The sequence below is a fragment of the Desulfitobacterium sp. genome (assembly GCF_982384815.1).
Genome location: NZ_CEVWNY010000015.1, coordinates 18,197 through 40,461, shown reverse-complemented (window position 1 = coordinate 40,461; position 22,265 = coordinate 18,197). Strand labels below are relative to the sequence as shown.

Below are 22,265 nucleotides of genomic sequence, written 5' to 3'. Positions count from 1 at the left end.
GATTATATTCAGGATAAGGGGGCCACTGGAGTAATTTTGCCTTATGTGGATGAACGATTTGCTTTCGTAGGGATATTACCTGAGGAAGGCCAATCTCCCCGGGATTTTATTAGCAAGATTACAGCTCCGGAACTGATTGAGTTAATCAACACTAAAAAGGTGCGGAATGTAGAGCTTTCCCTGCCGAAGTTTGAAAGCAGTTATGAGGATGAACTGCAAAATGAACTGACTGCTTTGGGAATGGGGATAGCTTTTGATCCGAATCAAGCGGATTTTTCCCTTATGAGTAAGGAGCATACCAAGGATCTTTTCATCGGGGAAGTAAAGCATAAGACCTATATCAAAGTGGATGAAAAGGGGACGGAAGCTGCTGCGGTGACAGGGGTAGGAGTGGTGCCAACCAGCGCACCAATAGACTTAGCTCAGCTTGTATTCGATAGGCCCTTTGTCTATGCCATCGTCGATTGGAAGACCAATAGCCCTATATTTATGGGAATCATGGAAGATCCCACAGTGAAGCAAACAGAACTACGGAGCTAAAAAGCACTTTGAGTAGTGATCGCAATCACACTCCTCTGTTGTCCTGAAGAGTATAATGGATAAGTAAAGATATCTATTAGTACTCTAAGAATAAGGATGGACATTATGCTTAAAAAAGACAGAGCTCCCCTCGAGCGGAGAACGGTACAGTTACTATTTGTGTTAATTATCCTTTATATTGGCATTCAATTTATTCGCTTTGTCAATTCCTATGGGGATCCTAATGCAATGACATTGGTCCCTCGGCCGGCTGGTGTGGAGGCTTTTCTGCCTATCAGTGCATTAGTTGCTTTGAAGGCTTGGCTGGTCACCGGCGTATTTGATAAGATTCACCCTGCAGGACTTGTGATCTTCTTATTGGCGATGGGTCTTTCTCTAGTATTCAAGCGGAGCTTCTGCTCATGGATTTGTCCCATTGGCACCTTATCCGAGGGATTAGCCATCCTCGGCAGAAAGGTTTTCGGCAAGAACTTTGTTCTTCCTCGTTGGCTGGATTATCCTTTACGCTCTCTGAAATACATTCTGCTTGGATTTTTCCTTGTCTTTATCTTCATCTTAATGGATGGACCCAGTGCCTACGGTTTTCTCCAGACTCCTTATAATATGATTGCCGATGTTAAGATGCTGGATTTCTTTAAAAACCTTACCATAGCGGGGGCAACTGTTATAGCGGTTCTTGCGCTGCTCTCCGTAGTTATCCAGAACTTCTGGTGTCGCTATCTTTGTCCCTATGGGGCACTGACGAGTCTGCTCAGCATCTTTAGCCCCTGGAAGATCCGTAGAAATGCCGATACCTGCATCTCTTGCCAAAAGTGCACAGCCGCCTGCCCTAATCAACTTAAGGTAGCTGAGGCTAAAAATGTGTGGTCACCGGAATGTTCCGGGTGTTTAAACTGTGTGAAGAGTTGTCCGGTCCAAGGGACTTTGGAGTTTAGCACCCCGCCCGCCGGTGGCAAGCAACTTACCTTCGATCCCCTAAGAGCGGCGATTGCGATCGTCCTGGTATGGTTTATGGTCGTAGCCTTGGCAAAGTTCACAGGACATTGGGAAACCAGTATCCCCACCGAAATGTATAAAGTGCTGATTCCTCAGGCGGGGGGGTTTATTCATTAGGATACATTTAACAATACAGCTAGGAGCTGACCCGGGGAACTTATGTTCATCCGGGTCAGCTCCTTAATTTTGTTCCCTTGTGTCAACACCCCCGTCCCCCTGACACGCCCTTCTTGTTTAGCCCTTGCCCTGCATCACTTGATCCTTAGATAATCCATGACCGTCCCGGGAATCCATGCTGGGGGCTTTATCCGGCTTATGGTTTTGCGAAGGTTTTGTATTCGGGTTAGCCTGCCGATCGGGGAATTTCTTTTCTACCATAGGTATATCATCCTTTCCTTAACTTTTCGGGAATCATAAAGCTGCCGGTGCATAAGGGAAGCAATGTTTTAGCCTTAGACGATGAAAAAGTCTTATGGTTAGTTCCGGATTTTCAACCGACTATGCCTTAGTTTACCCAAGGGTAAAGGATTCATGAGTGAATTTAGGATCTGATTTCCGGGTAATAAGTGATATATTTCTTTTTTTTATCGTGGCGATTAGAAAAGGGAATTTTACAATTGTCCTTAACTTCCTTAAACTAATAGTGAGAAATTGAACAAATAAAAAGGAGGTTGGGGCATTTGATTCTCAGTGTCATAGCTTATTTATCTATCGGACTCTTTATTGGATTATCCGCTTACAAAGCCTATCAATTTGCAAAACTGCCCTTCCATGGGCGCATGGAGCTTTACCCTGTTCCCAAAGAAAAGGGGCATGAACACGGTGGCTCTTATTATGAAGAGGTTGAGTGGTGGAATAAGGAGCGGCAGGTTTCTCATGGGGCGGAGTTAGTGGATATGCTCAAAGAAATGCTCTTTATTAAGAAGCTTTTTGACAACCAAAAACCCTTTTGGTGGTTGTCTTATTCGCTGCATCTAGGGATTTATCTATTAATGGCATGGACGATTTTCCTCGTGGTCGGAGCCCTGACAATTCTTAATGGTGGTGAGGTTAGTGCTGCCGGCGGAGCATGGGGCGGCTTAGTGTATTATGTTACTGCTATCACCGGTTTATTAGGACTGATTCTAGTCGCTTTTGGTTCGGCGATGCTTCTGCTGAAACGTATTTTTGATAATAATCTCAGAAAATACACCACACCCCAGGAATATTTCAACCTTATTTTACTCTATAGTGCAGTGGTTACCGGGATCTTCGTCTGGATTGGCGACCTGGGCTTCTCTACAGCACGGGAAGTGACCGCAAATCTGATCAGCTTCACACCTTTCCAAGCCGGTACTCTTTTTGTAGTCCATTTATTCATTCTATTGATCATGTTTACTTATATTCCTATAAGTAAGATGAGTCACTATGTGGGTAAATATTTTACTTTCCATAAGGTTCTTTGGGAAAATGATCCTAATCTCAAGGGAAGTGAAATCGAGAAAAAGGTCAAAGAAGCAACTGCATATCGTCCCACAAAGTCCTGGTCGGCACCGCATATTACCGGAGCCAATACCGTGAAGAAGTAGGCTACCGATCTATTTAGTCTAGCCTGGAAAAGATCCTTCGCTTATGCTCAGGAAAAATCCCGTACTTGAACGTAGTGAAGTATCTTGACCCAAATCAAAAACAAAAGATTCTTCGGCAATGCCACAGAATGACATGAGTTGGCAGTGGAAATGGAGTGAACGCAAATGATCGATCATAAGAATTTAAGCCCCAAAGATATGGGGCGTTCAGATGAACAGCTGATAAAAATAGATAAATTACTGACTCTTAAGTTTCCCTATAACCAGGAGGGTATGGAACCGGACTTTATGGAAGTTAAGCCGGCCTGGCGGGAGAAGTATTGTGCTTCCTTGGATGGCTATGTGGGAATTGACTCCTTAATCCGGCCCAAAACACAGGAAGAAGAAGATGAGTTTGTCCGCAAGTTTTTGGACGGTTTAGAAAAAATCTTTTCGGATGCCAATAATGGGGTCCTTCAACCCCTGCAGCTCACCTTCGACTATTGCGCTAAATGCAATACCTGCTCTGATGCCTGCCATATCTTCAAGGGTGCAGGGGATAATGAGCTCTACCGTCCTATTTTCCGTTCCGAGGTCCTGCGGAAGATCTATAAAAAGTATTTTACAAGCAGTGGCAAGCTCTTCGGTGGCTTTGTCGGCGCGGATATTGATGTGAATTGGGATACTATCGCCCGCTTAGGAGAGCTGGCCTATCGGTGCAACCTTTGCCGGCGCTGCGCCCAAACCTGCCCCTTAGGACTGGATAACTCCATTCTGGCCAAGGAGATCCGCAAGATCTTCAGTCAGGAGATGGGGATTGCCCCTACACCAATTCACACCAAAGGTACACAGAACCAACTGAAGTCAGGCTCCTCGACCGGTATGACGAAGCCCGTCTTTTTAGATACTTTAGAATTTCTAGAAGAGGATACGGAAGAACGTTATGGGATTAAAATTAAATTTCCCGTGGATAAAAAAGGTGCGGATATTCTATTGCTGCATAATGCGGGAGAGTTTATGGCTTGGCCCCAGAACCCGGTAGCCTTTGCCATTTTGTTTGAGGAGGCAGGCCTGAACTGGACCTTAAGCAGTGAGATGATGGGCTATGACAGTGTGAATTATGGAATCTGGTATGACGATACCCAAGCGAAGAAAATAGCCGCGGAGCAGGTAAAGGCTGCCAAGAGTTTAGGTGTTCGGCGCGTGGTTATGGGTGAATGCGGTCATGCGCATAAAGCTTCGGCAATTGTCTCCGACCGCATGGCCCTTGGGGATGACCGGGTTCCCGTGGAAAGCAACTTACCTCTGCTCTGGGATTTAGTAAAGAGCGGACGGTTGAAGTTTGACCCCAGTAAAAATAATTTCCCGGTTACCCTTCATGATCCCTGCAACATTGTGCGGCAAATGGGGATTGTCCAGCCGCAACGGAACATCTTAAAGGTTATTGCCCCAATGTTTAGGGAGATGACTCCCCATGGTGTGGATAATTATTGTTGCGGCGGCGGCAGCGGCTTTGCCATTATGAACTCTATGAACTTCGGTGAGTTCCGCAATAAGATTAGTGCCCGAACGAAGTTTGATCAGATTCTCGGTGCCTTCCAGGATACTATCGAAGATCTCTCCACCGTCAAATATGTGTGCGCCCCTTGTTCCAACTGTAAAGGTACCTTACGGGGAATCTTTGAGTATTACGATGCCACCCATAGGTATAACATCCACTATGACGGTTTGGTGGAGCTGATGGTCAATGCTTTAGTCAGCATGAAACAACCCTACTTGACCTTTGATGGAGAAGAGTAATGGAAGATTAAATGACGGTGAAGAAATGACGGTGAAAGTAAGGAGAAATGCCTTATGCAGGTAGTAATTATCGGCGGAGTAGCCACCGGTCCCAAAGTTGCTGCACGCTTGAGCAGGGTGTGGCCGGATGCGGAGATCACTGTAATTGAACAGGGAAAGCTTGTTTCCTATGGCTCCTGCGGCTTGCCCCTTTATCTCGGGAATGGTGTTCCCAAGCTTGAGGAGCTGATGAAGACCAACGCCGGTCTTATCCGGGACCCGGAGTTTTTCTGGGACCAGAAACGGGCGAGATTTTTGATCGAAACACAAGTCCTGAAAATTAATCGCGAAGAAAAGACTGTTCTGGTGCGAAACCTAAAAACCCAAGAAGAGGAAGTACTTCCCTATGACCATTTAGTCCTGGCTACGGGAGCCAAACCCTTGGTTCCGCCCTTACCCGGGGTTGGGCTGGGGCAGATCTTTACCCTGCACAGCCCCTATGATGCCCAGGGCTTAAAAGAAGTGCTTCAAGCCAAAAAGCTGAAGAATATCACTATCATTGGCGCGGGCTTAATCGGCGTAGAGGTAGCGGATGCCTTAGCCGGCCTACGGCTTAAGGTCACTCTTTGCGAGGCAAAGGATAGTGTATTGCCCCAGCTCCTCGATCCGGATATGGCGAAACTTGTGGAGAGCCAAATGCGTGCCCGCGGTGTGGATATCCGTTTGTCCTGCCGGGTCAAGGCCTTTGAGGGAGATGGAGAGGGCAATGTTTGCCGGGTTATTACCAATCGGGGAATTCTCGGGACTGAGGCTGTAGTTATTGCGGCAGGTGTGCGACCTACGGTGGAATTGGCTAAGGACGCCGGGTTGGCGATTGGGGTAACAGGTGCCATAAAGGTAGATGGGCATTTAAGAACCAGTGATCCCTTTATCTATGCGGGAGGAGACTGTGCGGAGCAGATGCATGTTCTTACAGGTAAGCCCGTGTATATCCCCTTGGCTTCTACAGCCAATAAACAGGGTAGAGTGATTGCGGACAATATTGCCGGAAAGGCTGTAGAATTTAAAGCGGTCATGGGGACCTCGGTTCTGCAAGCCTTTGACCTAAACATTGGCCGCACCGGTCTTGGCGAGGAGCAAGCAAGAGAATTAGGGTACAACGTAATTACCAGTCTAAGCAGCGGCTTAGATGCTACCCATTATTACCTTATGCATGGCAGTATCACCCTGAAATTGATTGCGGATAAGGATAGCGGGTTATTGTTGGGCGCCCAGGTCTGCGGTAATGGGGAGGGTATTAAGCGCTTGGATGTAGTCGCTACTGCTTTAAAATTCGGCGCCAAAGTCGAGGACTTAATCAGCCTGGATTTAGGGTATGCACCCCCCTTCGCTACGGCCATCGACGTATTGATTCATGCCGCCACGACTCTTGAGAATAAGCGTCGGGGGCTGGTAACGGGCGTTACACCGGCACAGGTTAGCGAACGGCTTGCCAAAGAGAGTAAAATCTGGTTTCTCGATGTCCGTGAACGTGATGAAGTAAAGGCTAACCCCCTGCCCCTGGACCAGGTCATAGTCATTCCCCTGGGAGAGCTGCGTGACCGCTGCTGTAACATCATCCCCCGGTCTGCGCCCTTAGTCATCGTGTGTGAACTGGGTATACGCAGCTATGAGGCCGCTTGTATCCTGCAAAGTGAGGGATTTAAGGTCTCTTATTTGGAAGGCGGCATGTCTATCCTTAAAGCCTATATAAGCGATCCTGCTAATCACCATTAGGAATATGCATACTTTCACAATTTGATTTAGTAATACCAGCGATAATTTATCTGTATTTTACAGAAGCAAGTAATGCTAGGTACAATGTGAATAGGGTTATTGTGTTAGAAGGCACAAGAACAATGCGGTATTACTCCTATTGCTCCATAGGCTCAGGCATTCATGGCTAGCTTTCACGGGAAAACACAAAAGGGGAGGTGACACTAGATGTTCATCATAACCATTGATCCTAATCTATGTTCAGGCTGCGACGCATGTGCAGATTCTTGTCCGGCTCATCTACTGAAATTCAATGGGGAAATAACAGAAGTAGTCGGTGACGAATCGGAGTGCATGGGCTGTGAAAGCTGCGTTACAGTATGCCCAACAGGTGCTGCATCCATTATGGAGATGTAGACAATAACTACAAATTCTTGAATTGGAGGTAAGGTCATGGCTGAGAAGAAGACGCCACAACTGGATGAGTTAGAAAAAGGGAAATGGCCCAGCTTTGTGACGGAAATGAAGAAAGCTGCCGTGAAAAATGAGGCCTCGAAGGAACTCCTTCATCTCTTAGAAAGATCCTATGAGGAAAAGAGAGGGCATTGGAAACACGGTGGTATCGTTGGGGTAAAAGGATATGGCGGCGGCGTAATCGGTCGTTACACCGATTTGCCGGAAGAGTTTCCACACCTGTCATCCTTCCATACGGTACGGGTTAATTCTCCCAGCGGTTGGTTCTATAACACAGAATCCCTTCGCAAAATCTGCGATATCTGGGAAAGACGGGGAAGCGGGCTTATGAACTTCCACGGAGCGACCGGAGATGCAATTTTGCTGGGAACCGTCACTGATCAACTTCAACCGATCTTCGATGAATTAAGCGAAGAAGGGTTTGACTTAGGCGGCTCCGGTTCGGACTTAAGATCCCCCAGCTGCTGTGTGGGACCGGGACGTTGCGAACATGCTTGTTATGATACTTTAGAAGCTTGCTACAACATAACCAATGAATATCAAGATGAGTTACACCGCCCCATGTGGCCTTATAAATTCAAGATTAAGTTCTCCGGTTGTGCTAATGACTGCACCGCTTCCATCGCCCGCTCCGACTGTGCGGTGATTGGAACCTGGCGGGATACTCTTAGCATCGACCAAGAAGCAGTTAAGGAATATGCTGCCAAGGGAATGGACATCCAAGGTATAGTATGTGACCGCTGCCCCACTCAAGCACTAAAATTCAACTCCGAGACCCAAGAACTGAGTGTGATAGCTGAAGAATGCTCGCGCTGCATGCACTGCATCAACAGAATGCCTAAGGCTATTGCCCCCGGAAAAGAAAAAGGAGCTACCATTCTTCTGGGCGGAAAATCTACCATCGTGCAATCTGCCTTCATGGGCTGGGTCATTGTTCCTTTCATGAAAATGGAAGGGGATTTTGAAGAATTTAAAGATCTCATTGGCCGCATCTGGGAATGGTGGGATGAAAACGGTAAAACTCGTGAGAGAATCGGGGAAACCGTCTATCGTCTCGGCATGGGCAAGTTCCTCAGTGAAGTTGGCTTACCTCCGGTGCCCCAGATGATCTATCGTCCTCGTGCTAACCCCTACGTCTTCTGGCCTGAAGAAGAAATAAATAAGTAAACAAGAGGTGGATAATAATGGCTAAGTTAGATCAGGGACCTCCCTATTTTAAGGATATGCTGCCGCCCATCATTCTTGAGAATTACGGGAAATGGCGTTATCACGAAAACCCGAAACCAGGCGTGCTGAAGCATGTTTCCGAATCCGGAGCTGAATTATACAGTATTCGTGTGGGCTCACCCCGCCTAGTAAGTCTTGACTTTATTCGTGATATCTGCGCACTGGCCGATGAATATTGTGACGGATTTCTTCGTTTCACAGCCCGTCATAATGTCGAGTTCTTAGTATCCGATCCTGCTAAGGTTGAGCCCCTTATTGCCGTTCTCGGTGAAAAAGGACTCCCCGTAGGTGGAACAGGTGCTTCGATCAGTAATATCGTGCATACTCAAGGCTGGGTTCACTGCCATACACCGGCTACAGACGCTTCCGGTGTGGTTAAAGCAGTAATGGATGATCTTTATGAATACTTCGTATCCATGAAATTACCGGCTCAACTGAAGATAAGTTTGGCCTGCTGTCTCAATATGTGCGGCGCAGCCCATTGTAGTGACCTGGCTATCGTCGGCGTTCACAGAACACCTCCGCGCATCGACCATGACAAGATCCGCAAAGGAACAGAGATTCCCAGCTTAGTAGCTTGTTGCCCCACCGGCGCCATTCGTCCCAATCCCAAGGAAAAGAGCGTCGTAGTCAACGATGCAAAATGTATGTATTGCGGAAACTGCTATACCATGGCACCCGGTATGGAGATCATCGATCCCAAAAACGACGGAATCGCTATTCTCGTCGGTGGAAAAGTGGCTAATGCCCGGACCAATCCTATGTTCTCCCGGATGGTCATTCCCTTCCTTCCGAACAATCCCCCGCGTTGGCCGGAAGTCACCGAAGCCGTTCGCAATATCGTCGATACCTATGCCGGCCATGCACGCAAAGGTGAAAAAATGGGCGAATGGATCGAGAGAATCGGTTGGGAAAGATTCTTCAGCTTAACCGGTATTGAATTCACCGATAAAGTCATTGATGACTTTATCTTCTCCAGAGAAACCTTCCGCACCTCTGCCGCCTTTAAATATTAAATCAATTGATCTCAGCATGATCTGAGAGAATGTTAGGGGGAAATGGATATGCAAAAAGGAGCTGCCGACCCCGTTATTAAAGAGAAAGTCTTAGCTTTTCTAGATACGGTTGAAAAGGCAAAAAGCAAGGAAATTGCTGCCCAAATCGGTGAGAAAAAGTCCGATGTGGATTTGGCGGTAAAGGAACTTGCTATGGAAGACAAGGTTGAATATCTCTATATCACCACTACCTTCGTCGCCCTTAAAGGAAAAGTCAAACCACCCGATTAATCGAATACTGCTTCCAAGAGGTATTAGTCTCGTTGCAGGAGTGCTGCTCCTGCAACGAGAGGACTCCTTTTAATAACTATCAAGGAGTTGGCATACATGGACAAGGCAGACAAGGCACTTAGCACTCTCCTGATGGAAAAGAAGCCTGTCTTAATCCAAAAGTGGTGTCGCCTGATTATGGACACCTATCCAAAGGATACTTCTAAATTTCTACGGGAACAAAATGATGAGTTTACAAACCCGGTAGGACATACCATTACCCAAAGTGTTGAAAAGATCTATACAGCATTGATTCAAGATAATGAAGATATTGAAGTGGATTTATTTTTAAGGGATATGATCAAAGTAAGAGCGGTTCAGAGCTTTACTCCTTCACAGGCTATAGGTTTCGTTTTCCTCCTAAAAAAGGTAATTCGCGAAGAGCTGGCTGAGGAAGCCTCGATCTCCAAAGCACTACTAGAGTTTGAGACGAAAATAGACCAGTTAGCCCTTGCTTCTTTTGATATATATTCCGAATGTCGCGACAAACTAGCCGATCTAAAAACCATGGAACTAAAGAATATGACCTTCCGGCTTCTCAAGCAAGCTAATTTGGTTACAGAAAATCATGAAAAGGATGCCACAGAAAAGAGGGTGTAACGTGAAAGCCTTATTTTCTTTAATAGCTGTCATTGTCCTCATCCTGATTCCTTTGGTGGGAGTTGGATTGGCCAATTTACAAGTTTTATTCGGTATTATTCTTCCCTATGCAGCGATTGCCTTATTTTTGGCGGGATTCATCTATCGGGTCATGGGCTGGGCGCGGACCCCGGTACCTTTTAGAATTCCAACCACTATTGGTCAGGGGAAATCCTTCTCCTGGATTAAGCAGAATAAAATTGAGAACCCCACCACCGATTTCGGGGTCATCGTCAGAATGGCCTTGGAGGTGCTTTTCTTCCGCTCCCTGTTCCGCAACGCCAAGACCGAGCTTCAAAATGGTGAGAAGGGTCCTAAGCTGGCTTATGGCTCGAACAAATGGCTCTGGCTCTTCGGACTCATGTTTCACTGGTCTTTCCTCATCATCCTGATTCGTCACTTGCGCTTGTTTTTGGAGCCGGTTCCGGTGGCAATCAGTTCCTTAGATCAACTGGATAGCTTCTTCCAAATAGGTTTACCCGCTCTCTATATCACTGATATTTTGATTGTCCTTGCTCTAACCTTTCTCTTTTTGCGGAGAGTCGTGGTTCCTCAAGTGAAGTACATCAGTTTAGCTGCAGATTACTTCCCCCTCTTCATTCTCATGGGTATCGCCGGCACAGGAATGCTGATGCGTTATGTGTACAGAGTAGATATTGCAGCGATCAAGGAATTTGCCATTGGCTTACTGACCTTTACCCCCCATATTCCCAACGGAATCGGTTCCATTTTCTATATTCATCTTTTTCTCGTCAGCTGTTTATTTGTCTACTTCCCCTTAAGCAAGCTGATGCATATGGGTGGAATCTTCATGAATCCTACCCGCAACATGAAGAGCAATAACCGCATGGTAAGACATATCAACCCTTGGGACTATCCCGTTGAGGTCCATACCTACGAGGAGTACGAAGATGATTTCCGGGCGAAAATGATTAAGGCGGGTATACCGGTGGAGAAGAAGGAGTGAGGTTGAACTATGGCAAAATATAAGCTCCCCAAAACCGAGGAACTGTCGAAGATAGATTATACGCCAAGCTCCACAGACTGGTTGGATACCACCGTGCAAACACCCTTTGAACCGGGTACCTTTTGCTGGGGTGCCAAAGGAAAAAATCTTGAGACAGTAGGCTTCCCTAATGCTCGAGACTGGTCTCCTGTCGATGAGGATTGGAAGTTGCCCGAGAATTGGCAGTCTACGGTTATCGAGGGAATTGGCGAGAGATTAACAAAGTATCGTTCTTTCAAGGTTATGATGGATATCTGTGTACGTTGTGGGGCCTGTGCGGATAAATGCCATTTCTACATTGGGTCCGGGGATCCTAAGAACATGCCCGTGCTGCGGGCGGAGCTCTTAAGATCCGTTTATAGAAGGTACTTCACGAAGTCCGGTAAGTTCCTGGGGCGCCTGGCCGGGGCCAGAGATCTTACCCCGGAGGTCATCAAGGAATGGTGGTATTATTTCTACCAATGTACAGAATGCCGCCGCTGCTCTGTCTTCTGTCCCTACGGAATTGACCAGGCAGAGATCACCATTATCGGACGGGAATTACTAAATTTATTAGGCCTTAACATCGATTGGATTGCCGGCCCTGTGGCCAACTGTTATATGAAGGGGAATCACTTAGGCCTGGAACCCCATGCCATCACCGGCAATATTGAAATGATGTGTGACGATATCGAAGACATCACGGGGATTCGGGTGGAACCCACCTTTAACCGCAAAGGTGCGGAGATCCTTTTTGTAACTCCCTCAGGGGACCTGATGGGGGACCCGGGAATCTATACCTGCATGGGCTACCTTATGCTCTTCCATGAACTGGGTTTAGATTACACCTGGAGTACCTATGCCTCAGAAGGAGGAAACTTCGGCTTCTTCACCTCCAATGAGATGGCTAAACGTCTTAACTCTAAAATCTATGCGGAAGCCAAACGGCTGGGGGTTAAGTATATCATCGGCGGTGAATGCGGCCATATGTGGAGGGTCCTTAACCAGTATATGGATACCTGGAATGGTCCGGCGGATTTCCTGGAAGTTCCCGTCTCACCCATAACAGGGACCCGCTTTGAACAGGCAGCCTCTACGAAGATGATTCATATTACCGAGTTTACCGCGGACTTGATTAAACATGGCAAGCTCAAACTCGATCCGACCCGTAATGACCATCTTAAGGTTACTTATCACGACTCCTGTAATACTTCCAGGGGAATGGGTTTACTGGAAGAGCCACGCTATATTATCAAAAATGTTTGTAATAATTTTTACGAAATGCCTGAGAACACTATCCGTGAAAAAACCTTCTGCTGTGGCAGCGGGTCCGGGCTTAACGCTTCGGAAAACATGGAAGAGCGTATGAGAGGCGGTTTCCCCCGGGCCAATGCCGTAAAATATGTCCACGATAAATACGGGGTTAATATGTTGGCCAATATCTGCGCCGTAGACAGGGCAGCTTTCCCGGCTCTCATGGACTACTGGGTCCCGGGCGTAGGGGTCACCGGAGTCCATGAGCTGGTCGCCAATGCCCTGGTCATGGAAGGTGAAAAGGAAAGAACCACGGATCTGCGTGGCAATGATTTACCCAGTCATGATTTACCCGTAAAGGGGGTAACTGCAGATGAGTAAAGGGGGAAAAACAATCGGTGGCCTTTTAATCTTTTTGGCAATCGCCATCATGCCCTTCCTTTATAACATGGGTAAGGCAGATGCCAAACCACAGATTGATACAGATACCCCGGTGATTCGACAATTAGGGGCAACCGAGTGTATTGAAGACACGGAATTCATGAGAGAAAACCATATGAAGCTCTTATTAGAATGGCGGGATGCCGTTGTCCGCCAGGGAAAAACCACTTACACCAATAAAAATGGACAACAGTTTGAAATGAGCCTCCAAGCCACCTGCCTGAACTGTCATAATGATACGCCCGAAACGGTCTACTACACGGCCGAGACTGCCCAAATGGGGGAGAACCAGTTCTGTTACGCCTGCCACGATTATGCGGGGGTGGAGCCTGATTGTTGGGCTTGCCACGCCGGACCAAGGGAGGCAAAGAAATGAGCATCAATCGCAGAGACTTTCTAAAGAAGGCCGGAGTGATTACCGCCTTAGGGTTAGGTGGAGCCATTACCCTGGACGCCTTTGAAATCTTGGAGCCCCTCAAAGCGGCGGATTTTACAAGCGAAAGCAAGTTGGCCGCCCAGCGCTGGGCTATGGTCATCGATATGAGCAAGTTAACCCAGGCCGATATTGATGAAGTGATTAATGCCTGCCACGATCTCCACAATGTCCCGGATATGGGCAATCCCAAGGATGAGATCAAGTGGATCTGGACCGACACCTATGAACATGTCTTCCCCGGTCATGAAAACAATTATCTGGATGAGAAGACAAAGACGATACCGTTCTTCGTTCTCTGTAATCACTGTGATAATCCACCCTGTGTCAGAGTTTGTCCTACCCAAGCCACTTACCGACGTGAAGATGGCATCGTAGGGATGGATATGCACCGCTGCATCGGTTGTCGTTTCTGTATGGCGGCCTGTCCCTATGGGGCACGGAGCTTTAATTACAAAGATCCTAAACCCTATCTTAAGAAGATCAATCCGGAATATCCTCATCGCACCCAAGGGGTTGTGGAGAAGTGCACCTTCTGCATGGACCGCCTGGACCAAGGTCTTGCTCCGGCCTGTGTGGAGAAAGCCAAAGGAGCCATTGTCTACGGCGATCTGGAGGACCCGGGCTCCGAGGTTAGAAAATTATTAAGCACCCATTATTCAATCCGCCGTAAGCCTGAATTAGGCTCACAACCCAGTGTCTATTATCTGATCGGGGGTGAGGAAAATGCTTGAGAAATCCTTATCCGGCAGTAAACGATACTGGCTATGGGTCGGCGCCTTACTGGTAGTTATCTTCGTAGGATTTCTGGCCTATTTAAGACAATACAATGAAGGCTTGGGCGTCACCGGCATGAGCCGGGATGTTAGCTGGGGTCTCTACATTTCCCAGTTCACCTTCTTGGTGGGAGTCGCAGCCTCCGCAGTTATGGTGGCCATCCCTTATTACCTTCACAACTATAAGAAGTTTGGCAAAATTGTCATTCTCGGTGAATTCCTGGCCGTTCCCTCAGTTATTATGTGTATCCTGTTCATCTTTGTGGATGTGGGACGCCCCGACCGAATTCTCAACGTCTTGTTACATCCCACACCTCATTCCGTCATGTTCTGGGATATGTGTGTCTTATGTGGATACCTGCTCCTTAACCTGGTGATTGGTTGGACTGCTTTAGGAGCGGAACGCAAAGGATTTCCGCCCCCGGCGTGGGTGAAGCCCTTGATTTATCTCTCCATTCCCTGGGCGGTCAGCATTCACACCGTAACAGCTTTTCTTTACTCCGGTATGCCCGGACGACATCTCTGGCTCACCGCCATCATGGCGGCCCGCTTCCTCGCCTCAGCCTTTGCCGCGGGACCTGCCTTGCTGATTCTGCTCTGCATGATCGTCCGTAAGGTGAGCACCTTTGATCCAGGCAAAGAGGCCATTCAATCCTTGGCCAAAATCGTCACCTATGCCATGATTGCCAATGTATTCTTCTACATCCTGGAGTTCTTCACCGCTTTCTATAGCAATATCCCCGGTCACATGCATCCCTTGCAATACCTCTTTGTAGGTTTGCATGGACAGGGTCAATTGGTGCCCTTTATGTGGGTAGCCGTCATTCTAGCCTTTGTCGGCATCATCTTACTGGTGGTTCCCAAAACCAGGCGGAATGAAAAAATCTTACCCTTCGCTCTGGTCTCTGTCTTCATAGCGGCTTGGATTGACAAAGGGTTAGGTTTGGTCTTGGGTGGTTTTGTTCCCACACCTTTAGAACATGTTGTGGAATATACCCCAACGGCCAACGAGCTAGCGGTTACCTTTATGGTCTACGCTATCGGTGCCCTGCTTATTACAATCCTTTACAAAGTCGTCATTGGGGTCAGAGAAGAGATATAAAGTAATTCTTAGCTTCAGATGGAGTTACCTAAGAGGAATTCTTAATCCATCAAAAGAGGAATTCTTAATCCATCAAATAATTTACAAGGAGGAATTTACAATGGCAGATTTAGTTGTCAACGGCGTATCCTACGAACTGGACGAAGATGGTTTTCTGGAAGATGCCGCATTATGGAATGAGGATGTAGCTAAAGCTTTAGCTCCTAACGAGGACGTAGAAGAGCTTACCGAAGAACATTGGAAAGTGATTAACTACCTCCGCGACTATTATGATCAATACGGTGTGGCTCCCATGGTTCGTAAACTCCTGAAGGATACCGGCTATGACCAAAAAACCATCTATGATCTGTTCCCAACCGGCCCTGGAAAAGGTGCCTGCAAAATCGCCGGACTTCCCAAACCAACCGGTTGCGTGTAATTCAAGGTTTTAACGCCCGAGTCGCCCAAGGGGCCCCGATAGTGCAAGAAAGGTGTGGAGAGAAATGCAAGTTGATATTTCCCGCGTCGTTATCGGAGCCCCCCAAGGGCGCTGCGGCAAGACTACTTTCACTTTGGGTCTGCTAAGGGCCCTAACCCAACGAGGGATCGAGGTCCAGCCCTATAAGAAGGGCCCGGATTTTATCGACCCCAGCTGGCATACTGCCGCCGCCGGGAGGGTAGCACGGAACTTGGATGCCTTTATGATGAGTAGGGAGGATATATGTAGTTCCGTTGCCAAGCATTCATCCGGCAGTAAGATTAGTGTCATTGAGGGGGCGATGGGTCTTTATGATGGCTTGGACCTCAATGGCAGTACCTCCACGGCGGAAATAGCCAAGATCACTAAATCCCCACTGTTGCTGGTACTGGATGCTACGAGAATTACACGCAGCGCGGCCGCCATAGTTATGGGGTGTCAGCATTTTGATCCGGAAATCCGGATTGCCGGTGTGATTCTTAATAAGGTCGCCCGCCCACGCCATGAGAAGATTGCCCGGGAGGCCATCGAAACCTTTTGCCGGATTCCCGTGGTGGGAGCAATACCCAAGGACTCCCTGATCTCCATACCGGATCGTCACTTAGGTCTGGTTATGAATGGTGAGATGGAGGAGACGGAGAAGTTGCTGGACCGTCTGGGCAAGGTAATTAGTGAAAGTGTAGATTTGTCCAAGGTCTTGGAGATAGCCCAATCCGCCCCGCCCCTTGAAGTCGATCCGCGTACAGAGTGCTTGCGTATAGCTGGGTATAACCCTAAAGCAAAAAGAGCTTATAGTCCACGGATTGGCGTAATCCGGGACGCAGCCTTCAGTTTCTACTACCCGGAGAATTTAGAAAGCCTCGAGTCCATGGGGGCTGAACTGGTTTATTTTAGTGCTCTTACCCAAGGAGCTTTGCCAAGGAATTTGGATGCACTCTATATTGGCGGGGGATTTCCGGAAGTCTTCGCTGAAGCACTGACCCAAAATGTTTCACTAAGGGAAGATATCCGGAAAGCCGGTGAAGATGGGATGCCCATCTACGCGGAGTGCGGTGGTTTGATGTATCTGGGACGCCAAATACTTACCGGCGAAGGTAAGTATGAGATGGTGGGATTACTTCCCTTCGATACCCAAATGGAAAAAAAACCTCAAGGTCATGGTTATACCCTTTTACAAGGTTTAAATAATAACCCTTGGTTTAATCAGTGTGTTGTCCGAGGACATGAGTTCCATAACTCTCGGATTATCAATTTGGACACCACAAGGGTACAATTTGGATTTAAGGTCGAACGCGGTCATGGAATTGATGGAGAGAATGAAGGAATCTGCTATAAAAATGTTTTTGCAGCTTATAATCATATCCATGCTGCGGGATTTCCAAATTGGGCCGAACGCATGCTAACTTTGGCACTCCAGCGGAAGTTAATTGACCTCTCCTCAACCGAGAACAAGTCAGCTAAAGTTTACGGAGCGAGTTAGCTTCCAATGCCCAGAGTTTAGCGTCACCAGACTGATCAGGGGAGGTGGTAGGTTTAACGTTGTTAAATCCCTAAAGTAGGTTGCGCAATTCCGGTTATCCAAGTATTGCAAGGTTGTGGCAATTTTGTGGCAATTATCAATCATAAGTAGGCAGATTTTACTGGTTATTGTGTGAAAAAGCGCAAATAAACGAGAAACAAGGAGGTTAATACTATGAGTACTCAAGCGCCGGTGAATAAACCGACAGCCCCCCAAGGGGGCTGGCGAGGTCTTTTCCAAAAGGAAGATTATTGGGCTGTGTGGCTCGGGTTAGGTTTAACTATTGCAGCGATTATTCTATGGTCAACTGGAAGTACATTCATGAAATGGATTGCTATTAGTATTCCTTCGTATGACAATATCTCCGTGCCCTTAGAATACGTTAGCAGTCATGTTGGCGGAATTGTTGGATTATATCTTGTACTGGCAATAATGTTTGGTTTTGCTTTGAAGATTCTTGGACATAAGATAAAGGATTTTGTGATTGGCTTTACCATCATTTATGCGTTGGTTGTATTTGTCGCAGTTTGGGGTTCTTGGAATACCATGAAGAGCTTAAATCTGGAAGCTCCCATCCTGGCCCTGATTCTTGGTCTCGTAATCGGTAACGTTGTTAAAATGCCGCAATGGATGGATAGTGCACTGCGGACAGAATTCTTTGTTAAGACCGGTATCGTTCTTATGGGTGCCACCCTTCCTTTCACCCTCATTTTGCAAGCAGGCCCCGTTGCCTTTGCCCAGGCAACTGTGATTGCCGTTACTACTTTTCTAACCATTTACTGGGCGGGTACTAGAATTTTTGGTTTGGATAAACGTTTTGCCACCACTCTGGCAGCCGGTGGATCAATCTGTGGTGTATCTGCCTCAATTGCCATCGGTGGTTCCGTCAAAGCTGAAAAGCAACATGTTTCCGTAGCGATTTCCCTGGTTGTAGTTTGGGCTACAGTCATGGTCTTAATCCTGCCTTTTGCTATTAAAGCTCTAGGCATTCCTTCCGGCCCCGCAGGAGCTTGGATTGGAACTTCTGAATTCGCAGATGCCGCCGGTATGGCTGCAGCTGCCTCCATCGATGAGCAAGCCATTAAGACCTTTACCTTAATGAAGGTTGTCGGCCGGGATATGTTCGTTGGTATTTGGTGCTTCATCATGGCTCTCGTCTCTGTTACCTTGTGGGAAAAACGTGAGGGCAACGCTAAGCCTAGTGCCGGAGAAATCTGGTATCGCTTCCCGAAATTCGTTCTTGGCTTTTTTGCAGCCTCCATCATCATCACTTTATTAGTCTCCAACGTTGATGCTGAAACTGCAAAAGTTATTGACAAGCAAGTTATCAGTCCGATTAAAACTATCAGAGGTTGGGCGTTCAACTTGACCTTCATCTGTATCGGTTTAACTACACGCTTTAAGGAGCTTACTTCCGTGGGGTGGAAGCCCTTAGCGGCCTTTACCACCGGTGTTCTCGTCAACGTTCCCCTTGGATACCTGCTATCCGTCGTGGTTCTGGGTAACTACTGGTCCTCCGTTATGTAATAACAATTTAACCTGCGAAGAGCCTTCCATCCGGGGGGCTTTTTGCGGCATCTTTATAATTTTTTGAAAAAGATTTTTAAATGAATGAATTTCTTGTCCAAAATTTCATAAGAATAGATTATAATAGGTATGTACTCGAAATTACAAAAGGGAGATGAACGTAATGCACCCCGACAATGTAACCTGCGTTCAACGAGCACGTTTTTTCTTCTTTTTCTTTGAATTAAAAGAATGGCGGCCCGGTGAAAAACCTCCTCTTCAGAATATCCTTAATGCAAAGGAAGTAACACCTGAGGCAATCCGTAATCTTAATCGATTCTTAACCCATCGCCTTGAACGGATTGCCGCAATGATGGAAATTCTACGGTCAGCCCATGATGACTGGGCCGTCACCGGGTGGAAGGATCATATTCTCATGGAGACGGAATCATTTGATTTTAATGATGCAACAGGACTTTTGGCGGAACACGGCTTTCGTGATAATGAATATATCCTAAAGGTGGATTATACTCGATTGTGGGGAGTTCTTTAGGTTAAAGGAGGTATATTTATGTTTGAGCAACAGTTTATCGTTTTTAAAGAGGTTGCCGACACGAAGAACATCACACTTGCGGCTAAGAGGCTTCATATGAGTCAACCGAGTATTAGTTTGCAGATCCAAAATTTAGAGAGTCAGTATGATGCTCGTTTTTTTAACCGAACCAATAAGGGAGTCAGTCTCACAAGAGCAGGAGAAGTTTTTTACAGTCATGTTTGTGAGATACTGAACATTTTAGATAAAGCCCAACATTCTGTGAGCGAGTTGGATGAAGACCGGCGTGGCGAAATCCATCTGGGTGCCACCCTAACCATCGGCGAATATGTGCTTCCGCACATCCTTGCCTATTTATCCACCCAGGGCTCCGATGTTGATTTTAAAGTAAAGATCGCCAATACGGAAGTGATTGATCAGGATGTACTGGAAGGGAAAATTCATATCGGCCTTATTGAGGGTCCCGAACCCAAGCATAAGGGAGTTGTGTTAGATAAATTCTGGCAAGATGAACTGGTGGTCGTGGTGCCTTATTTCCATCCTTGGGCCACGCGGGATAGTATTGCCTTAGCCGATTTACCTCAGGAACGCTTCGTTACACGGGAAGTAGGCTCAGGAACCCGTAAGGTTATGGAGATGGCCTTAGAGGAAAGAGGTCTTGATCCTGGCAAATTAAATATCTCCATGGAGTTAGGAAGCACCCAAGCCATTAAGCAAGTGGTCTGTGCAGGACTTGGGATCACAATTATCTCTGCCCTGACGGTGCGCCGGGAATGTGACCAAGGACTTCTCAAGGCTTTGCGGATTCAGGATGGGCCGGTTTTTCGACCCTTAAATATTCTGACCCTTGCCCAATCTCCCCAAACAATGCAGGAGCGCTCCTTTATTACTTTCTTGCATAATACGAAGCTTCTTAAGGAAATATTAACTCAGAATTACTGTTCCAAACTGGTTGCCTTTCAGGGTAAACACAAGGCAATTTCCGGATAAGCGAGGTTGGAATGCAAGAGGATAAACGAATCGGATTAGTTCAAATGGAAGCCCGGGTGGGTGAAACACGTTCAAATTTGAACACCATTATAAAGTATGCAGGAGAGGCATCTCAGCGAGGAGTGGAGATTCTTTGTTTTCCCGAAAGTGCACTACATGGATATTCACCAAGGAATGCCCGGGAAATCGGAGACTCCTTAGATAGTCCGGCGCTTAAGAAACTCCAAGAATGTGCAAATGATTACAAGCTTATTATGCTTGTTGGCTTAGTAGAACAGATTGGAAAGGGTCGGAATCCGTATTTATCTCATCTTATTATTTTTCCTGATCAGAAGCCCGCAGTTTACCGAAAAGTCCATCTCGGTCGCAGCGAGAAGGAGTTTTTTAGCCCGGGGTCCGAGTTTCCTGTATTTATGGGAAAGGGAGTACGTTTTGCGGTAGGAATCTGCTGGGATTGGCACTTTCCGGAAATGGCTTCCATTTATTCGTTAAAGGGCGCAGAGGTCCTCTTTGCACCTCATGCTTCCCCTGTAGTCTCCGGGGATCGAAAAGAGATTTGGCTTCGCTACCTTGGAGCGCGAGCCTATGATAATTCCGTTTACTTGGGGGCCTGTAATCTGGTTGGCCCTAACGGCAAGGGTAAGGAATTCAGTGGCGGTGCCTTGGTCCTCGGGCCGAAGGGGGAAATTCTTGGCGAAGCTCTCGCGGAACGGGAAGGGCTTTTGGTGCAGGCCCTATCCGCGGAGAAAATCAACCGCCTGCGCACCGTAGAACGTGAGTCAATGCGCGACAGCTTCTTCCTTGCCGACCGGCGAAAGGAATTATATAAAGAGTTGATAGAATTAGAAATTAAGTAGAAAATAAGCGGGGCAAAAACCCAATGTCATTAAGTTAAGAAAGATGTAATTAAGTTCTTTGTGGAGTAGAGTACGAAAACGTACCCTGCTTTTTTTTGCAGAAAATCAAACAAGACAAAGACAGGCCTGCCAAGGGGCGTGTCAAGGGTGTTAAGGGCAAGGGGTTATTGTCACATTTAGCCTTTGATGTGCCCACGGTGGAAGCCAAGTTTGTTTGTCGAATGATTTTATGGACAAGTCCATAGGAAAGCGTGAGAAAGGGGATAAGGGACCTAAAAAGGGGGCAAAGGGGTAAATAAGGATGTACAGACTTTTGACATCCCATATCTAGTGTTGCTATCATAGATTAGACACTATATGTAGGGGGTGTGGAGTTGCATTGCCCATTTTGTGGGAATAACGAGACTAAGGTCCTGGAATCCCGGCAAGTGGAAGAAGGGACGGCTGTGCGCCGGCGCAGGGAATGTGAGCGTTGCTCGAGACGCTTTACGACCTTTGAAAAATATGAGGACATGCCACTGATTGTTGTTAAGAAAGATGGGCGACGGGAAGAATTTTCCCGCGGAAAACTAAAGGCGGGGATTTTGCGGGCCTGTGAGAAGCGGCCGGTCTCCATAGATCAAATTGAGGATATGGTCTATGAAATTGAGAAAACCTTACGCAATAGCCACGAGCGGGAAGTCCCCAGCAAAGCAATCGGGGAGGCAGTGATGAACTCCATAGTCCATTTGGATGAAGTAGCCTACATACGCTTTGCCTCAGTCTACCGTGAATTCAAGGATGTTCAGCGGTTTTTAGAGGAACTACACGAGTTGGTGGAAAAAAAGGGAAAGATATAACTAAAGTTTAGGCAGTAAAGATACTTCGGCTACCCTCAGTATGACAAAGACCTAAACTACTTGTCATCCTGAGCATTTGCGAAGGATCTTTTTTAAGGCAACTAAGGATATCGCTTGAGAATGAGAAGTGCCTTCGAGGGATAGCCAAATCTTCTATAGAGAAAGGTTTTCTTTATAGTTCCTAAGACTGGGAAAATTGGGTCTGAGGACCTATCCTAAAATTAGCGAATTTCCGCCAAAATATAAGATGAAATACTAAAGGGATTGTTCA

At 47.0% G+C, this 22,265-nt stretch carries 23 protein-coding genes; 22 read left to right on the top strand and 1 reads right to left on the bottom strand.

From position 1 onward, the window contains the following. Both AC1U9U_RS04470 and AC1U9U_RS04465 read left to right on the top strand, forming a co-directional pair. Nucleotides 1–540, top strand: a 540-nt coding sequence (locus AC1U9U_RS04470) for a serpin family protein (RefSeq protein ID WP_479959349.1), incomplete at its 5' end; no start/stop codon positions are given. Nucleotides 541–645: 105 nt separating this feature from the next. After that, nucleotides 646–1,653: a 4Fe-4S binding protein gene (locus AC1U9U_RS04465; protein WP_479959348.1), complete on the top strand. Its 1,008-nt coding sequence runs from the start codon at nucleotides 646–648 to the stop codon at nucleotides 1,651–1,653. Between the two features lie 117 nt (nucleotides 1,654–1,770). On the opposite strand, the gene AC1U9U_RS04460 is transcribed toward AC1U9U_RS04465, so the two are convergent. Continuing rightward, complete coding sequence (locus AC1U9U_RS04460) at nucleotides 1,771–1,914, bottom strand: hypothetical protein (RefSeq protein WP_479959347.1); 144 nt, start codon at nucleotides 1,912–1,914, stop codon at nucleotides 1,771–1,773. 302 nt (nucleotides 1,915–2,216) lie between these two features. On the opposite strand from AC1U9U_RS04460, the gene AC1U9U_RS04455 reads away from it, so the two are divergent. The 20 genes from AC1U9U_RS04455 (at nucleotide 2,217) to nrdR (ending at nucleotide 21,994) form a co-directional block, all read left to right on the top strand. Next, complete coding sequence (locus AC1U9U_RS04455; RefSeq protein ID WP_479959346.1) at nucleotides 2,217–3,104, top strand: respiratory nitrate reductase subunit gamma; 888 nt, start codon at nucleotides 2,217–2,219, stop codon at nucleotides 3,102–3,104. 165 nt (nucleotides 3,105–3,269) lie between these two features. Further along, nucleotides 3,270–4,883: a sulfate reduction electron transfer complex DsrMKJOP subunit DsrK gene (gene dsrK / locus AC1U9U_RS04450; protein WP_479959345.1), complete on the top strand. Its 1,614-nt coding sequence runs from the start codon at nucleotides 3,270–3,272 to the stop codon at nucleotides 4,881–4,883. A 54-nt stretch (nucleotides 4,884–4,937) separates the two neighbouring features. Beyond that, nucleotides 4,938–6,638 (top strand): FAD-dependent oxidoreductase, encoded by a 1,701-nt coding sequence (locus tag AC1U9U_RS04445; protein WP_479959344.1) that lies wholly within the window; start codon nucleotides 4,938–4,940, stop codon nucleotides 6,636–6,638. A gap of 207 nt (nucleotides 6,639–6,845) precedes the next feature. Further along, nucleotides 6,846–7,034 carry an ATP-binding protein gene (locus AC1U9U_RS04440; RefSeq protein WP_479959343.1) on the top strand — a complete coding sequence of 63 codons (189 nt, stop codon included), beginning with the start codon at nucleotides 6,846–6,848 and terminating at the stop codon, nucleotides 7,032–7,034. Between the two features lie 36 nt (nucleotides 7,035–7,070). Continuing rightward, nucleotides 7,071–8,258, top strand: a complete 1,188-nt coding sequence (dsrA, locus tag AC1U9U_RS04435; protein WP_479959342.1) for a dissimilatory-type sulfite reductase subunit alpha — start codon at nucleotides 7,071–7,073, stop codon at nucleotides 8,256–8,258. A gap of 17 nt (nucleotides 8,259–8,275) precedes the next feature. Next, nucleotides 8,276–9,334: a dissimilatory-type sulfite reductase subunit beta gene (dsrB, locus tag AC1U9U_RS04430; RefSeq protein ID WP_479959341.1), complete on the top strand. Its 1,059-nt coding sequence runs from the start codon at nucleotides 8,276–8,278 to the stop codon at nucleotides 9,332–9,334. A gap of 48 nt (nucleotides 9,335–9,382) precedes the next feature. Further along, complete coding sequence (locus tag AC1U9U_RS04425; protein ID WP_479959340.1) at nucleotides 9,383–9,604, top strand: hypothetical protein; 222 nt, start codon at nucleotides 9,383–9,385, stop codon at nucleotides 9,602–9,604. A 96-nt stretch (nucleotides 9,605–9,700) separates the two neighbouring features. Continuing rightward, nucleotides 9,701–10,243, top strand: coding sequence for an RsbRD N-terminal domain-containing protein (locus AC1U9U_RS04420; protein ID WP_479959339.1), 543 nt, complete (start codon nucleotides 9,701–9,703; stop codon nucleotides 10,241–10,243). Between the two features lies 1 nt (nucleotide 10,244). Further along, nucleotides 10,245–11,249, top strand: coding sequence for a sulfate reduction electron transfer complex DsrMKJOP subunit DsrM (gene dsrM, locus AC1U9U_RS04415; protein ID WP_479959338.1), 1,005 nt, complete (start codon nucleotides 10,245–10,247; stop codon nucleotides 11,247–11,249). Between the two features lie 9 nt (nucleotides 11,250–11,258). Beyond that, nucleotides 11,259–12,902: a sulfate reduction electron transfer complex DsrMKJOP subunit DsrK gene (gene dsrK, locus AC1U9U_RS04410; protein ID WP_479959337.1), complete on the top strand. Its 1,644-nt coding sequence runs from the start codon at nucleotides 11,259–11,261 to the stop codon at nucleotides 12,900–12,902. Then, entirely contained in the window at nucleotides 12,895–13,338 is a 444-nt protein-coding gene (gene dsrJ / locus AC1U9U_RS04405; protein WP_479959336.1) for a sulfate reduction electron transfer complex DsrMKJOP subunit DsrJ, read from the top strand. The genes dsrK (AC1U9U_RS04410) and dsrJ overlap by 8 nt, the downstream gene beginning before the upstream one ends. Next, on the top strand, nucleotides 13,335–14,129 hold the full coding sequence (gene dsrO, locus AC1U9U_RS04400; RefSeq protein ID WP_479959335.1) for a sulfate reduction electron transfer complex DsrMKJOP subunit DsrO: 795 nt from the start codon (nucleotides 13,335–13,337) through the stop codon (nucleotides 14,127–14,129). The genes dsrJ and dsrO overlap by 4 nt, the downstream gene beginning before the upstream one ends. Next, on the top strand, nucleotides 14,122–15,273 hold the full coding sequence (gene dsrP / locus AC1U9U_RS04395) for a sulfate reduction electron transfer complex DsrMKJOP subunit DsrP (RefSeq protein ID WP_479959334.1): 1,152 nt from the start codon (nucleotides 14,122–14,124) through the stop codon (nucleotides 15,271–15,273). Before dsrO ends, dsrP begins: the two co-directional genes overlap by 8 nt. Nucleotides 15,274–15,373: 100 nt before the next feature. Next, nucleotides 15,374–15,691, top strand: coding sequence for a TusE/DsrC/DsvC family sulfur relay protein (locus tag AC1U9U_RS04390; RefSeq protein WP_479959333.1), 318 nt, complete (start codon nucleotides 15,374–15,376; stop codon nucleotides 15,689–15,691). A gap of 64 nt (nucleotides 15,692–15,755) precedes the next feature. Next, nucleotides 15,756–17,210 (top strand): cobyrinic acid a,c-diamide synthase CobB, encoded by a 1,455-nt coding sequence (locus tag AC1U9U_RS04385; RefSeq protein WP_479959332.1) that lies wholly within the window; start codon nucleotides 15,756–15,758, stop codon nucleotides 17,208–17,210. 213 nt (nucleotides 17,211–17,423) lie between these two features. Continuing rightward, complete coding sequence (locus AC1U9U_RS04380; RefSeq protein WP_479959331.1) at nucleotides 17,424–18,776, top strand: YeiH family protein; 1,353 nt, start codon at nucleotides 17,424–17,426, stop codon at nucleotides 18,774–18,776. Nucleotides 18,777–18,939: 163 nt separating this feature from the next. Then, nucleotides 18,940–19,308, top strand: coding sequence for a hypothetical protein (locus tag AC1U9U_RS04375; RefSeq protein ID WP_479959330.1), 369 nt, complete (start codon nucleotides 18,940–18,942; stop codon nucleotides 19,306–19,308). 18 nt (nucleotides 19,309–19,326) lie between these two features. Further along, nucleotides 19,327–20,298: a LysR family transcriptional regulator gene (locus AC1U9U_RS04370; protein WP_479959329.1), complete on the top strand. Its 972-nt coding sequence runs from the start codon at nucleotides 19,327–19,329 to the stop codon at nucleotides 20,296–20,298. 11 nt (nucleotides 20,299–20,309) lie between these two features. Further along, nucleotides 20,310–21,155, top strand: a complete 846-nt coding sequence (locus AC1U9U_RS04365; protein ID WP_479959328.1) for a nitrilase-related carbon-nitrogen hydrolase — start codon at nucleotides 20,310–20,312, stop codon at nucleotides 21,153–21,155. A gap of 374 nt (nucleotides 21,156–21,529) precedes the next feature. Continuing rightward, nucleotides 21,530–21,994, top strand: coding sequence for a transcriptional regulator NrdR (gene nrdR, locus AC1U9U_RS04360; protein WP_479959327.1), 465 nt, complete (start codon nucleotides 21,530–21,532; stop codon nucleotides 21,992–21,994). Nucleotides 21,995–22,265 lie beyond the last annotated feature (271 nt).